The following is a 13,407-nucleotide window of genomic DNA, read 5'->3' on the forward strand; positions in this document are numbered from 1 at the left end:
GAGGTGAATCACGTCGCGTCCCCCGGTTCAAGAACGCAGATCTCGGCGACGGTAGCCGGCGACGCCGAGCACGGTCAGGAGCGTGGCGATGGCCAGCATCACCGCCGGGGCCGTCGTGCTGGCCTCGGTCAGTGGTACGGGCGCCAGGTGAGCGAACGGGGAGATGTCGCGTACCCAGTCCGGTGCGGCGATGCTCTCGGCGATGACGAGCAGCAGGAACCCACCGGTGGTGGGAAGCCCGCCAAGGAGCATCGTCAGGCGTGGCGTCCAGCCGACCGCGAACGCCGCCGCGCCGAGGCTGAGCAGCGCGAGCGGGAGGATGTTCCAGGCGCCGCGCAGTGCGGCGCCTGCGGCCAGTTCGCCGCCGATGGCGGTCACCCCGAGCCAGGTCGCCAGACCGGCGCAGGTGGCCAGGATCGCCGCAGCCACGGCGGTGACGGCCAGTTCGGTGCCGATCAGCCGGGCCCGGGTGATCGGTTGACTCGCGAGCAGGGTCAGGCGCCGGTCGGTCTCGGCGGTTACGAACGCGGTCATCCGGACGGCGACGAAGCCACCGACGGGCATGGCCAGGATCGCGAACAGGGTCGCGGTGAATCCGGTGACGCTGCCCAACCCTGCGAAGCCGGCCTGGGCGGCCTCGGCGGCCATGGCCGGGTTGTCGCGCAGGAATTCGGTGATCGACACCGCGGTCAACCCGATCAGCAGGTAATAGGCACCGACGCCGATCAGCCAGCCGGTCAGCGGTCGCAACACCCGGCGTGCCGCGAACGCTTCCGCGCTGGCCAGCAACAGGGTTCGCGGGCGTCGTCCGGGTGTTGCGGGGATCAGACCGTCGTGCACGTCGCGGCGACGGGCTGCGCTCAGGGCCAGCACGGTGATCAGGGCGGTGGCGGCGGCGAGCAGGAGCAGCGGCAGGACACGGTTGTGGACGTAGGGGCCGCTGAGGGACAGCAGCCCGAACGGGGAGAGCCAGTGCAACCAGCCGAGTGCCGTGACGCCGTCGCCGATCATCCGCATCAGCAGGCCGCAGCCCAGCGCCGCCACGGCTGCGCCGGTCGCCGGCGACCGGGCGGGGAAGACCTGGGCGGCCAGTCCTGCGACCGCGGTGAGGAACATCCCGAGCAGGCCGGTGCCGGCGCCGTGCAGGAGGGCGCCTGCCGGTCCCGTGCCGGACAGCAGCAGTGCGGCCGCGATGGCGGTGGCGGCGGCCGCGTTGACGGCCATCACGGGCCCCAGGTGGCGCAGCAGAACAGCTGGTGCCGGAAGACGACCGGACAGCAGCAGGTCCCAACGGCCGGCATCCTCCGCACCGCGGGTGATCCGGGTGGTCGCGAGGACCGACCAGGCGCCGAGCAGGACCGCGAGGACGGTGCCGACCCGCCACACGGTGAATCCGCCAGCGGTGTCGAGGCCGACCGGGGCGCCGAACAGCGTCCGGATCGCCGGGTTGCCGGCCAGGGCCCGCAGGCTGCCGGCCGCCGCCGGGTCGGCCATCACCTGCCCGTACGTGGCGGCGACCAACGCGGTCATTCCGGCGGCCAGGCCGACAACGATGAGTCCACCGCGGCGAACATGACGGATGGCCAGCCGCGTGACAGCCCGCCCCGGCCTGGGGTCCGCTGTCAGTTGGCGCTCGGCCGGGGCGGAACGGGTGTCAAGGCTCATCGGGCCGCCTCCGCTCCGTAGTAGTCGAGGAAGATCTCCTCCAGACTCGGTTCCCGCATGGTCAGGGCGGTGACCTCCGCGGCGGCGAGCGCGCGCAGGACGGGGCCGGGTTCGCCGTTGAGGGTGAACCGCAGTCGTCGCTCGCCGGCTGGTTCCACCGCCTCGACGCCGGGAATCTGGCTCAGATCAGGGGTCACGCCGCTGTAGGTGATCGTCACTTCGGCGCGGTGCAGATCCCGCAGGTCGCTGATCGTGGAGACCTCGGCGAGCCGGCCGGCGCGCAGGATGGCGACCCGGTCGCAGACGGCTTCGACCTCGGCGAGTTGGTGGGAGCTCAGGAAGACGGTCTGCCCGCGGTCGCGGGCCTGCCGGACCGCTGTGCGGAACTCACGTTCCATCAGGGGGTCCAGGCCGCTGGTCGGCTCGTCCAGCACCAACAGCCGGGCCCGGGTGGCGAACGCGGCGATCAAGGCGACTTTCTGCCGGTTACCCGTCGAGTAGGTGCGCGCCGGTTTCGAGGGGTCGAGAGCGAAGCGGTCGACGAGTTCGTCGCGGTAGGCCAGGTCGGTGCCGGGACCGGTTCGGGCTTGCAGGTGCAGGATTTCGGCGCCGGTCAGTTGCGGCCACAACGCCACATCGGCCGGCACGTAGGCGAGGTGTCGGTGGGCGTGGGCGACATCGGCGGCGTCGACGCCGAACACCTCGGCCCGGCCGGCGGTGGGTCGGGCGAGGCCGAGCAGGAGGCGGATGGTGGTCGACTTGCCGGCGCCGTTGGGACCGAGGAACCCGAACACCTCACCCGGGATGACGTCCAGGTTCAAGGTGTCGAGAGCGGTCAGGTGGCCGTACCGTTTGGTGAGGTCGACAGCGCGCAGCGCGAGATCGGTCATAGCCCGAAGCCCTTCGGTCGGTATGGATCGATGACCGCCGACCAGACTTCCCGGCACACCTGTGGCTCACCGTACTCCCCGCCCGCACGCGCAGGGAGCCCCGCATGCGCGGTGCGGCACGGGTGGCTCCCCATGGCAGGAGCGGCGCGCTCGGCGGGCCGTTATGATCTGCGAGATCTCTGGAGCGCCGGGAAGTCTGGTCGGCACCGTGTCGAACCCTGCCCCCCGGAGGTTTCCGTGCTGCTCCTCTGCTTCGCGGCTGTCCTGCTCGCCGCCGTGCTCGTGTCGGCGCTCGCGCACCGGACGATCCTGTCCACCGCGGCGTTGTTCCTGGTCGCCGGGTTTGTCCTCGGTGACGGCACCACCGGCGTGTTGGACCTACGGGCCGACTCGCCGATCGTGGCGCAACTGGCCGAGCTGGCCCTGTTCGCAGTGCTGTTCACCGACGGGATGCGCGTGGGCTGGGCCGACCTGCGCAGCGCGTGGAAACTCCCGGGCAGGGCGTTGGGCTGGGGCCTGCCCCTGACGTTGCTGGTGACGGCGGCGCTGGCGCACTACGTGGCCGGGTTGGGCTGGGCGGAGGCCCTCCTGGTAGGGGCGATCCTGGCGCCCACGGATCCGGTCTTCGCGGCGGCCTTGGTCGGCAACGACAAGGTGCCCGCACGGTTGCGGCATCTGCTCAATGTCGAGTCCGGGGTCAACGACGGGCTCGCGTTGCCCTTCGTGGTGATATTGCTCGCGGTCGCGGCCGGCTCCGACGACCTGCACCTCGGCGAGTTGACCACTGAACTGGCCGTCGGCCTGGCGATCGGGGTGCTGGTGCCGCTGGCGGCGCTCGCCCTGGAGCGAACCCGTTTCTTCGCCGCCTCGGCGGCGTACGCGCCGCTGAACGGAGTCGCGATCGGGCTGTTGGTGCTGGCGCTCGGCAAGGCCACGCACGGCAACCTGTTCCTCGCCGCGTTCGCCGCCGGCATCACCGTGGCGACCTTCGGGCCTCGGGAGCGCGCCGCGTTCGAGCACTTCGGGGAGAATGTCGCCGAACTGCTCAAGCTGGGGGCGCTGCTGGTCTTCGGGGCCCTGATCTCGGTCGACTTCCTCGGCGACATCTCCCTGGCCGGTTGGGTCTTCGCCGTCCTGGCCATCGTGGTCGCCCGGCCGATCGCGCTGTGGATCTCGTTCCTGCGCTCTGGGCTGAGCCTGCGGGAGCAGGCGGCGGCGATGTGGTTCGGGCCCAAGGGCTTCGCGTCGGTCGTGTACGGACTGTTGGTGATCGAGTCTGGCATCGGCGCGGCAGACGAGATCTTCCACCTGGTCGCGTTGACGATCGTCATCTCGATCCTGGCGCACTCCTCGACCGACGTCGTGATCGCACGGGCCTTCGATGACACCGCCGACACGCCCAACTGGCACAACGCCCTGCGTCGGGTCCGTCGACGGGCAGCGGTTCCGAGTCGGTCGGCCGGCGAGCCTGCGACTTCTGCCGCGTCCAAGGTCGACGACGAGCCCGTGGACGGGCAGACGCACACGGGGTGACGCCGCCGACGAGGCCCCGCGACAACCGACGCTTGTCCCCGAGCCCTGCTGGCCTCGGCCAGCTCATCGACCGGTCGGGCCCCTCGCCCAGGGCCTGCATCCCGGTTGTCCACCTGCCAAGCTGATAGGTTGATCTCGGGTGTGCCGGGAAGCCTGGTCGGCGTTGCGACGACGGCTGACCAGAACAGGAGAGACGCCTCATGAGCACCCTGGCCTGGATCGCGGTGGTCGTATTCGTCGCCGCCTACGTCCTGATCGCCACCGAGAAGATCAACCGGGTGACGGTGGCCCTGGGCGGTGCGTCGATCATGCTGGCGGTCGGCGCGACCGACGCCGAGCACGCGTTCTTCTCCGAAGAGGCCGGCATCGACTGGAACGTCATCTTCCTCCTGCTGGGGATGATGTTGATCGTCGGCGTGCTGAAACGCACCGGGCTGTTCGAGTACCTGGCCATCTGGAGCGCCAAGAAGGCCCGGGGTCGTCCGTTCCCGATCATGGTCATCCTGGTCGTGGTGACCGCCGCGGTGTCGGCGGCACTGGACAACGTCACCACGGTCCTGCTGGTGGCGCCGGTGACCCTGCTGGTCTGTGAGCGGCTCGACGTACCGCCGATCCCGTTTCTGATCGCCGAGGTCCTCGCGTCCAACATCGGTGGCGCGGCCACCCTGGTCGGCGACCCGCCGAACATCATCATCGCCAGTCGATCGGGGTTGAGTTTCACCGACTTCCTGAACGTGATGGCGCCGCTGGTGCTGATCGTGATCGTCGTGTTCATCGGTCTGTGCCGGATCATGTTCCGCAAGGCGTTCCGCTACGACGCCGAGCGCGCCGCCCGGGTGATGGCGCTGCGGGAGGCGGATGCGATTCGCGACCGGCGGCTCGTCGTGATCAGCCTGGTGGTGCTGGGCGCGGTGCTGCTCGCGTTCAGCCTGCACACGGTGCTGCACCTGGAACCGTCGGTGGTGGCCATCCTGGGCGGCCTGCTGCTGTTGGCACTGTCCCGGCTGGACGCGCAGGACGTTGCCAAGGATGTCGAGTGGCCGACACTGGTGTTCTTCGCCGGCTTGTTCATCATGGTCGGCGCCCTGGTCGCCACCGGCGTGATCGACACCATCGCTCGGTCGGCGACCGGAGCTGTCGAGGGCAAGCTGTGGCCGGCCACGATGTTGTTGCTGTGGGCGTCGGCGGGATTGTCGGCAATCGTGGACAACATTCCGTACGTGGCGACGATGAGCCCCATCGTGAGCGAACTGGTGAACGCCGAAGGCGGGCTCGACAAGGGCCAGGTGCTGTGGTGGGCGCTCGCCATCGGTGCTGACTTCGGCGGAAACGCCACCGCCGTGGGCGCGTCCGCGAACGTGGTGGTGCTCGGCATCGCCGAACGTGCTGGCCACAAGATCACATTCTGGGGATTCACCAAGTACGGTCTGATCGTCACGGTGATCTCGGTGGCGATCGCGGTGCCGTACCTGTGGCTGCGCTTCTTCTGACGCTCAGGTGCCGAGCATCCGGTCGAGCAACCCGTCCAGGGTGATCGCACCGGTCATCACCCGGTCGCGGTCGACGACTGCGACCAGCGGCACGTTCGATCGAGCCATCACCGATGCCACCTCGAGCAGGGTGGCATCGGCACTGACGGCCGGCAGATCCAGACGGTTGCGGGGCAGCAGGTCCGCGACGGTGCGGTTGCCGATGCCCTCCAGGATCACGTCAGCGGCTGCCTCGTCGATCACCCGAGCCAACGCCGGATCGTCCTGGCAGTAGGACGGCAACGCCATCCGCAGCACCTGCGTGCCGGCCAACACCGTCGACGGCCGGCCCGCGGGATCCACCACGATCAGGCCGGGCAGGTCCTGCGCCGCCAGGATCCGCGCGGCCTCCCGGGCCGGCATGTCCTCGGTAACGGTCTCGATCGAGGTCGCCACATCGCTCGCGCGCATGCACCGACCATACGCGCGATCGGCCACGTCGATCTGGTGGACGCCGCCGCCGGGCCCCGGTCTACCGCTGGTAGACGTCGGGAACGTTGTCATGATCGCGGTCGACCTGCTCGGTCTCGAGGATCTGCCGGTACGCGCGATCGCGCATGCGCAGAATGATCGTGGCGAGCGCCGCGGCGATCAGGGAACCCGCCAGCACGGCGATCTTGACCCGGCCGTCGGCGTCGCTACCGATGCCGAAGGCGAGTTCGCCGATCAGCAGCGAGACGGTGAACCCGATGCCGGACAGCACGGCCAGTCCGGCCACGTCGATCCAGGCCAGTCCGGTGTCCAGCTCAGCCCGGGTGATCCGGGCAACGAGCCAGGTCGCCAGCAGGATGCCCAGCGGCTTGCCGACGACCAGGCCGAGCATGATGCCCACGGCGATGGGGTCGCTGAACGCCTGCGCCAGGCCGGCGAGTCCACCGACAGCCACCCCGGCGGACATCAGCGCGAAGACCGGCACCGCGAAGCCGGCGGAGATCGGCCGGAATCGGTGCTCGAAGTGCTCGGCCAAGCCGGGCCCCGGGCCGGCGCTTCTGGAGCGCAGGACCGGGACGGCGAAGGCGAGCACCACCCCGGCGACGGTGGCGTGCACGCCGGAGGCGTGTACCAGCGCCCACGTTGCGAACGCCAACGGCAGCAACAGCCACCACGAACGCACCCGACGCTGCACCAGCAGCATGAACAGGCCCAGCGGCACCGCGGCGGCCAGTAGCGGCAGCACCGAGAGATGGGTCGTGTAGAAGACTGCGATGATCACGATCGCCAGCAGGTCGTCCACCACAGCCAAGGTCAGCAGGAAGGTACGCAGGGCGCTCGGCAGATGCCGGCCGATCACTGCCAGCACGGCGAGAGCGAACGCGATGTCGGTGGCGGTCGGGACCGCCCAACCCTGCACCGCGCCACCTGCGTTCAGCATCACGTAGAGCAGGGCCGGGACGAGTACGCCGCCGACCGCTGCGGCGACGGGGACCGCAGCCCGACGGGGATCACGCAGGTCACCGGCCACGAATTCACGCTTGAGTTCGAGACCGGCGACGAAGAAGAAGACCGCCAGCAGCCCGTCGGCGGCCCACGTCGCCAGCGACAGGTCAAGGTGTAGCGCGTGGGGGCCGACGACAAGCCCCGTCATTGCCTCGTAGCGATGTGCCCACGGCGAGTTCGCCCAGATCAGCGCGACGACGGCGCCGGTCAGCAGCAGCGCGCCGCCGATCGTCTCCTTGCGAAGCACGTCGGCGATGCGACGTGCTTCGGTCCAGGATCCGCGGCCGAGGACGCGAGGGGGCGACTGGGGGTTCGATGTCATGCAGCCAGCTTCCGGAAGACGGGTCGGATCCACCTGCCGACCAGACTTCCCGGCGCACCGGAACCCATCGTACCGGCACTTCCGGGCTCGACCGGACTGCCAGGACTACCGCCGGCGGTGGGCCTCGTCACCGCGCGCCAGCAGTCGCAGGCGCCGGTTACCCACGCCCAACACCACCGCCACCACGAAGACCGGGGTGAAGCCTAACGGGGCAGGAGCCGGCGGAGCGCCATCAGTGAGCACAGTGAGGAAGACACCCTCGGCGATCGTCGCCGTGACCAGTGCCGCGCGCCAATCCCTCAACGACGTGGCCAGCAGACCGCAGGCCGTTGCCATCACCAGCACACGCCCGACGGGCTCCTCGGCGGGGAACAACACCACGGCGAGGAACGAGGTCGCTACGACACCGAGCCCGCCCGCGGCCAGCTCCCGGATCAGCGCGACCCTGCGGTTCTCCGCTTCGTCGGCAACGTTCACGGCTTTTGGCTCATCTCGTGACCATCCAGACCCGACACTCAGACGGCCGGGAGCGTGGATCCAACGATAGACGCGCAGGGATCTTCTGGCTGTCCGCACCGGCGTTCCCCGCCCACATCGCGCAGCGTGTCCGGCGGCGAACGTGTCGTCGATGAGCGCGGCGGCCGCGTCGTCGTGCACGATCACCGGTGGGCATCGGCGGTGCAAGACCGGGCGCCGTAAGGCCCCTTCACGCGTCGTTGGTGACAGTTGCGCTACCCGAGCCGTCGACGGCCTGCTGCCGCCGGCTGTCGCGGGCGATCAGCGGCTCGGCCAGTACGATCAGCAGCGCAGCGGCGGAGATTAGCCCGCCCGCCAGTGCGGTGCCGGCGACGCCCGTTCCGGACAGCACGGCCCCGCCGAGGAGCGCCCCACCGGCGATACCGACGTTGAAGGCAGCCGAGTTGCCGGCCGACGCCAGGTCCGAACTGCCCGGGGCCACCTCCAGCACCCGGTTCTGTAGGGCCGGGGTCAGCGCGCCGAGTGCGAAGCCGGACAGGGCGAGCATCACGGCCACAGCCGGTTGCCAGCCGGAGAACAGGTACAGGCCGACCAGCGAGACCACGAGAACGATGAGCGAGCCCACCGTGGTCCCTCGCTGACTGCCGTCGACCACGGCACCGGCGACCGCGATTCCACCGAGGTTGACAAGGCCCCGCAGCAGCAGGAGGGGGCCGATCGCCGCCGCGGGAAAGCCGCTCACGTCGGTGAGGAATGGGGCGGTGTAGGTGAACGCGGTGAACAGCCCGGTGATGGAGAGGATGGTGGTCGCGACCAAGATCCAATAGCGCGGGACGCTCGGCGCGGTGCCGGTCGCGGCGTGTGTGGCTCCGACCGGTGTGGTTGGCATCAGGAGGACGACCAGCCCGAGCGCGAGCAGGCCGAAACCAGCCAGCGCCACGAAGGCCCACCGCCAACCGGTCTGCTGGCCCAGCCAGGTCCCTGCCGATACGCCGAGCATCGGTGCGAGTGCCGAGCCGCCGAAGACCGTCGACATGGCCCGGCCGCGTACCCGCTGCGGGAAGAGGCTGGCCGCTGCCGGCCCGACCACCGCCCAGAACACCGATTGACTGAGCGCCACGACGACCCGCGCCGCCAGCAACATCAGGTAGTCCACCGCTACCGCCGACAGCAGGGTCGCCACCACGAAGACACCCAGCAGCACGGAAATCAGCAGCCGTCGCTGTACCCGGCGAGTGACGTACGCCAGCGGCACGGAGACGATGGCGACCGTCAACCCGTAGCCGGTGACCAGCATCCCGGCGTCGGCGAGCGACACCCCGAGATCCTCCGAGATCAGGGGGAGAAGGCCGACGGGCATCGTCTCCATCGCGACGTAGCAGAACGCGCCCACGGCGAGCGCGAGCAGCGCCGCCACCGCGGTCCGCCGGTCAGTCGTGGGATCGACCTCGGTCGTCGGTTGACTGATGGGATCACTCCTTCGCCAGATGTACCGCGTCCAGCTTCCGCAGACGGGTCGCGTACGCGCCGGTCGGGCTCGTCGACCACGACTGCGGCGACCGCCCGGCGAGGCGGGACGACGGCCGGTCGCCCAGGTCTACCGAGCCGATCCGCAGCGCGTCGTGTCGAGTAGCCGTCTCCGCCGTGGCGCGCGGAGTACCGCAGCACCGAGGAGCCCGCCGAGCGCGTGGCAGAGGCTCACCCCGGCCAGCAGGGCGGCCACGCCGCCGCCGGCCACCCCGCCGGCCACTGCGGAACCGATGGCGCCGGACGCGCTTTTCAGTCCGGCGCCGACGGTGAACACCTGGGTGTGCAGCTCGGGCGGCGCCTCGCGGCCACGTACCACCAACAGGGAACAGAACATCAGGCCGTTGACCAGGCCGCTGATCGCGAAGGCTGGCAGGTAGACCGCAGGGGTGTCGTGGAAGACGGCGGCTGCGGCGAAGGGGACGGCAGTTGCCAGCAGGCAGACGAGGATGGCGTTCTCGGGTGACCACGAGCGCATCGGGAAATACACGTACAGCAGCGAGCCGGCCAGCGCGCCCAGGGCGATGAGAGACAGGATGACGCCGGTCAGCGAGGTGCTGTGGGCCCGTTGCGCCATCAGCGTGGCGGTCACCGGCAGCGCACCGGCACCCAACTGCCCGAGGCAGCTGCCGAGCGTGACCGAGCCGAGGGCCGGCCGGTCGATGATGACCTTGGCGGCGCCGAGGACGTTGGCCGCGCGCAGACGATTCCTCTCCGAGCGGTCGCGTCGGGCCAACGGCAGCGACCACAGCAGCAACGAGGCGGTGGCGGCCGAGCCGGCGAGGCAGTAGACCGCGATCCGGCCGCCGAACGCGCCGGCCAGCAGGGCTGCGGCCGATGGTCCGACGATGCCGGCCAGACCGTACAGGGTCGAGTCGATACCGTACGCGCTGCGCAGGCGCCCGGGGACGAGCTCGTTGAGCAGGCTGGTGAGCCCGCCGCTGAGCAGCGGGCCGACGCAGCCGGCAGCCAGTGCGGCGGCAACGGCCACCCAGCGGGGGAGTGAACCGGTGGCCACCGCGGTCAGCGCGAGCGCGGCGGCGTACACCAGAAGGGCTCCGCTGTAGAACAGCTTGCGCCGGGACGTGGCGTCGGCCACCGCGCCGACCAGCGGCGCTGCGACCACGTGCGGAAGCATGATCGAAGCGACCAGCAGACCGCCGAACCCGGCGCTCTGTGTGGTCTCGACGGCGAGCAGAACCAGCCCTACGCGGGCACCCTCGTCGGCCAGTCGGGCGAGCGAGGCGAGCACCGAGTATCGGACCAGGTTTCCCCGCTCGCCGCCGGCGTCGGGTCGGCGCGCGCTGACATCGACGAGCGTCGTCTCCTCCTGGGTCACCGTCGCTCCTCCCGCCGCGTCATCCACGATGACCTACCCCCGCGCCGCGCTTCCGACCCATGGCCGTAGCGCACCGATGAGAGTCACCTCGAACGAGTTGGGTACCCGTGCCGGCGTCTCCGGGCGTGCTCATCCGACGCTGTTCCGTGGGTTCCGGGACGATGCCACGCCACCTTCGGGCCGGGAGCGTCCGCGAGTGGAGCTGGCTGTTCCGTCGCTGCTCACCTGCCCGGCACGGCGTCACGCTAGATCATGATCGAGGCCAGGCCAAGTCCGATTCTCATCAACATGACCGTATTGTCGGTATGAGCATGGGAATCTCATCGGCGCTCTCCCATTCGCATATTCTCATCGCTGACTGTCTACTTAGCAGGGTAGGTGGCGGCAAGCGCCCGGTCAGGACGACCGACTGGCGAAGCGCGGACAAGGGGACTGCGATGAATCTCCCGGACCACACGGGCAACGAGGGCGGCCGGGAGGGCGTCATGGCGCGCTGGATCTGGCTCACCGCCGGCAGTGGACTCCTGACCGTGGTGCTGCTGACGGTACTCGCGAGCTGGGGTGAGGCAGACGCGACCGCCACGTCGGGCATCGCCGCCGTCGGCACCATCACGGCGGCCGCGTTCGGCGTCCTGGCGCTGATCGTCCGCCGGCGGGGCAGATGAAGGAATGCGGCGCTTCGACCGATGAGGTTTGCGCGCCGCGTCCGTCTGTACCTGTGAGATCAACCCACGGGAGGCTGGCAGCATGCGGAAATTGACCTTCGGGATGAATGTGACGGTGGACGGCTACATCGCCGCGCCCGGCGATGACCTCGGCTGGAGTGGGGGTGAGGGACCGGACTCGTCGTCGAGCGGCGAGCTGTTCCAGTGGTGGTCCGACCGGGTGGGGGCGACTGGCCTGGCGCTGTACGGGCGCAAGCTGTGGGAGACGATGAGCTCCCACTGGCCGACCGCTGACCAGCAGCCCGGCGCCACGGCGGCGGAGATCGAGTTCGCCGGCCGTTGGCGGGACATGCCGAAGGTGGTGTTCTCCTCGACGATCAGCACGGTCGACTGGAACACCCGCCTGGTCGCCGGCGACGCGGTCACCGAGATCAAGCGGCTCAAGGCCGAGGACGGCGGCCCGATGGACATCACCGGCGCGACGCTTGCCGCGGCGGCGATGCGGGCCGGGCTGGTGGACGAGTACCTCCTGGTCACCCATCCGGTCCTGGTGGGCGGCGGCACACCGTTCTTCACCGAGCTGGACAGCTGGGTGAACCTGAACCTCGTGGAGACGCGAACCTTTCCCGGCGGCGTCGTGCTGACCCGATACGAGACGCGACGTTAGACACGAGCCGAGTGCTCAGCTCGTACGACCAGGTCGACCGCCTGCCGACGTGCTCGCTGCCCCGCCGGCAACGCCGGCGGGGTGGTCGGATCGGCGTGATCGACTCGACATGGCCGACCCGGCGGTATCAACCGGCCCCGGATACCCCGAGTTCGGCGACCTCGTGTGGATCACCGACGGGTGGCCGTGTTCAGAGCGTCGGGGGCAGGTCCAGCCATGGTTTGTCGGTGGCGTCGAAACCGGTGAGCTCGGCGATCTTCCCGTCGACGATGTGCAGGACCGCGATGTTGAAGAGTCGGTACCTCGGGTCGTCGGGAGTCCGGCGGTACAGCACGGCCGCCGGCATGCGGTTGACCGTCGTGGTGATACAGCGCCAGTCGTCGTAGCCGCGTTGGAAGAGCCCGTTGGAGACCCAGCCGTCGACCGCCTCCTTGGCGGTGACGACCAGGGTGCCCGGCGTCGGAAGCATCGCGAAGCGCAGATCGTCACGCAGCAGAGCGGTCAGACCGTCGAGGTCATTGCGCTCATGAGCATCGATGTACGACTTCACCACGGCGCGCTCGTCCTTCGACAGTTCGTGCGTGGCGGGGCTCCGCCAGTCGAGGCGGCGGTCGGGCAGCTTCTCCCGCATCGTCACGCGTGCCCGCTGCAGCGCGCTGGTCACCGATGCGACGGTCAACTCGAGAGTGTCGGCGGCCTTCGACGCCGGCCAGCCGAGAACGTCGCGCAGGATGAGCACCGCCCGTTGCCGCGGCGGCAGGTGCTGGACGGCGACGATGAAGGCCAGTTCGATCGTCTCCCGCGCCACCACCGCTTCCTGTGGGTCCGGAGGGAGCATCTGGTCCGGGTAGGGCTGCAGGTGGCGCACCTCCGAGCCCTCGTCCGGCAGTTCGGCAGTCACGGGCGTGCGGTCGTCGCGCTTCTCCAGGAAGTCGAGGCAGGCGTTTGTCGCGATCCGGTACAGCCAGGTCCGCAGGGCCGCGTGGCCGCGGAACGACTCTCGCTTGTGCCACGCTCGCAGGAACGTCTCCTGCGTCAGGTCCTGGGCGTCCTCGTAGTTCGCGAGCATCCGGTAGCAGTGCACCTGCAACTCCCGGCGGTGCCGCTCGGTCAGCTGTGCGAAGCGCGCCGTGTCCCGGGAGCGGACCGCCGCGATGAACGTGGCCTCGTCGTCGCCCCGTGGTCGAGCGTCGGTCATGGTCATGAATCCTTCCATTCGGGCAGGAGGGCCACCAGAACTGACGACGGAGCGGACGGTTTCTGATCGGTCATCCACTGACACCGTCCCGTCGGTCACGGCGGCGGCTGTCACCGGTATCGGTTCGGCGACCTTCGAACACTGTTCGTCCGACTGAC

General features: G+C 69.8%; 12 protein-coding genes. 4 read left to right on the plus strand and 8 right to left on the minus strand.

Going from position 1 to position 13,407, the window contains the following annotated elements:
- Nucleotides 1-27: 27 nt before the first annotated feature.
- Both AC3EN4_RS07055 and AC3EN4_RS07060 read right to left on the minus strand, forming a co-directional pair.
- Nucleotides 28-1,530, minus strand: a complete 1,503-nt coding sequence (locus AC3EN4_RS07055; RefSeq protein ID WP_435205112.1) for a hypothetical protein — start codon at nucleotides 1,528-1,530, stop codon at nucleotides 28-30.
- 131 nt (nucleotides 1,531-1,661) lie between these two features.
- Complete coding sequence (locus AC3EN4_RS07060; RefSeq protein WP_435205113.1) at nucleotides 1,662-2,555, minus strand: ABC transporter ATP-binding protein; 894 nt, start codon at nucleotides 2,553-2,555, stop codon at nucleotides 1,662-1,664.
- A gap of 237 nt (nucleotides 2,556-2,792) precedes the next feature.
- Here AC3EN4_RS07060 and AC3EN4_RS07065 point away from each other — a divergent pair, with 237 nt between their 5' ends.
- Nucleotides 2,793-4,088 carry a cation:proton antiporter gene (locus tag AC3EN4_RS07065; RefSeq protein ID WP_435205114.1) on the plus strand — a complete coding sequence of 432 codons (1,296 nt, stop codon included), beginning with the start codon at nucleotides 2,793-2,795 and terminating at the stop codon, nucleotides 4,086-4,088.
- Between the two features lie 200 nt (nucleotides 4,089-4,288).
- The gene (locus AC3EN4_RS07070; RefSeq protein WP_435205115.1) at nucleotides 4,289-5,578 is read left to right on the plus strand and encodes an ArsB/NhaD family transporter; all 1,290 of its coding nucleotides are present in this window, start codon (nucleotides 4,289-4,291) and stop codon (nucleotides 5,576-5,578) included.
- 3 nt (nucleotides 5,579-5,581) lie between these two features.
- Here AC3EN4_RS07070 and AC3EN4_RS07075 read toward each other — a convergent pair whose 3' ends face one another.
- The 5 genes from AC3EN4_RS07075 to AC3EN4_RS07095 all read right to left on the minus strand — a co-directional run bounded on the left by AC3EN4_RS07075 (nucleotide 5,582) and on the right by AC3EN4_RS07095 (nucleotide 10,719).
- Nucleotides 5,582-6,028, minus strand: a complete 447-nt coding sequence (locus tag AC3EN4_RS07075; protein WP_435205116.1) for a CBS domain-containing protein — start codon at nucleotides 6,026-6,028, stop codon at nucleotides 5,582-5,584.
- Nucleotides 6,029-6,089: 61 nt separating this feature from the next.
- Entirely contained in the window at nucleotides 6,090-7,376 is a 1,287-nt protein-coding gene (gene nhaA / locus AC3EN4_RS07080; RefSeq protein ID WP_435205117.1) for a Na+/H+ antiporter NhaA, read from the minus strand.
- A 105-nt stretch (nucleotides 7,377-7,481) separates the two neighbouring features.
- Nucleotides 7,482-8,039 carry a hypothetical protein gene (locus tag AC3EN4_RS07085; protein ID WP_435205118.1) on the minus strand — a complete coding sequence of 186 codons (558 nt, stop codon included), beginning with the start codon at nucleotides 8,037-8,039 and terminating at the stop codon, nucleotides 7,482-7,484.
- Between the two features lie 43 nt (nucleotides 8,040-8,082).
- A complete protein-coding gene (locus AC3EN4_RS07090; RefSeq protein ID WP_435205119.1) occupies nucleotides 8,083-9,270 on the minus strand; it encodes an MFS transporter in 1,188 nt (395 codons plus the stop codon).
- A 180-nt stretch (nucleotides 9,271-9,450) separates the two neighbouring features.
- Nucleotides 9,451-10,719, minus strand: coding sequence for an MFS transporter (locus AC3EN4_RS07095; RefSeq protein WP_435205120.1), 1,269 nt, complete (start codon nucleotides 10,717-10,719; stop codon nucleotides 9,451-9,453).
- A 437-nt stretch (nucleotides 10,720-11,156) separates the two neighbouring features.
- Here AC3EN4_RS07095 and AC3EN4_RS07100 point away from each other — a divergent pair, with 437 nt between their 5' ends.
- On the plus strand, nucleotides 11,157-11,384 hold the full coding sequence (locus tag AC3EN4_RS07100) for a hypothetical protein (protein ID WP_422735621.1): 228 nt from the start codon (nucleotides 11,157-11,159) through the stop codon (nucleotides 11,382-11,384).
- 82 nt (nucleotides 11,385-11,466) lie between these two features.
- Entirely contained in the window at nucleotides 11,467-12,051 is a 585-nt protein-coding gene (locus tag AC3EN4_RS07105) for a dihydrofolate reductase family protein (protein ID WP_435205121.1), read from the plus strand.
- A gap of 190 nt (nucleotides 12,052-12,241) precedes the next feature.
- Here the strand turns inward: AC3EN4_RS07105 and AC3EN4_RS07110 are convergent, their stop codons facing one another.
- Nucleotides 12,242-13,249 (minus strand): RNA polymerase subunit sigma-70, encoded by a 1,008-nt coding sequence (locus AC3EN4_RS07110; protein ID WP_435205122.1) that lies wholly within the window; start codon nucleotides 13,247-13,249, stop codon nucleotides 12,242-12,244.
- Nucleotides 13,250-13,407 lie beyond the last annotated feature (158 nt).

The sequence above is a fragment of the Micromonospora sp. bgisy143 genome (genome assembly GCF_057708145.1).

Bases quoted from the DNA above. Each gene is read 5' to 3' on its own strand.
- AC3EN4_RS07110 (WP_435205122.1), bottom strand. From the start codon at position 13,249: ATGACCGACGCTCGACCACGGGGCGACGACGAGGCCACGTTCATCGCG.
- AC3EN4_RS07055 (WP_435205112.1), bottom strand. From the start codon at position 1,530: ATGACCGCGTTGGTCGCCGCCACGTACGGGCAGGTGATGGCCGACCCG.
- AC3EN4_RS07100 (WP_422735621.1), top strand. From the start codon at position 11,157: ATGAATCTCCCGGACCACACGGGCAACGAGGGCGGCCGGGAGGGCGTC.
- AC3EN4_RS07070 (WP_435205115.1), top strand. From the start codon at position 4,289: ATGAGCACCCTGGCCTGGATCGCGGTGGTCGTATTCGTCGCCGCCTAC.
- AC3EN4_RS07060 (WP_435205113.1), bottom strand. From the start codon at position 2,555: ATGACCGATCTCGCGCTGCGCGCTGTCGACCTCACCAAACGGTACGGC.
- AC3EN4_RS07105 (WP_435205121.1), top strand. From the start codon at position 11,467: ATGCGGAAATTGACCTTCGGGATGAATGTGACGGTGGACGGCTACATC.
- AC3EN4_RS07075 (WP_435205116.1), bottom strand. From the start codon at position 6,028: ATGCGCGCGAGCGATGTGGCGACCTCGATCGAGACCGTTACCGAGGAC.
- nhaA (WP_435205117.1), bottom strand. From the start codon at position 7,376: ATGACATCGAACCCCCAGTCGCCCCCTCGCGTCCTCGGCCGCGGATCC.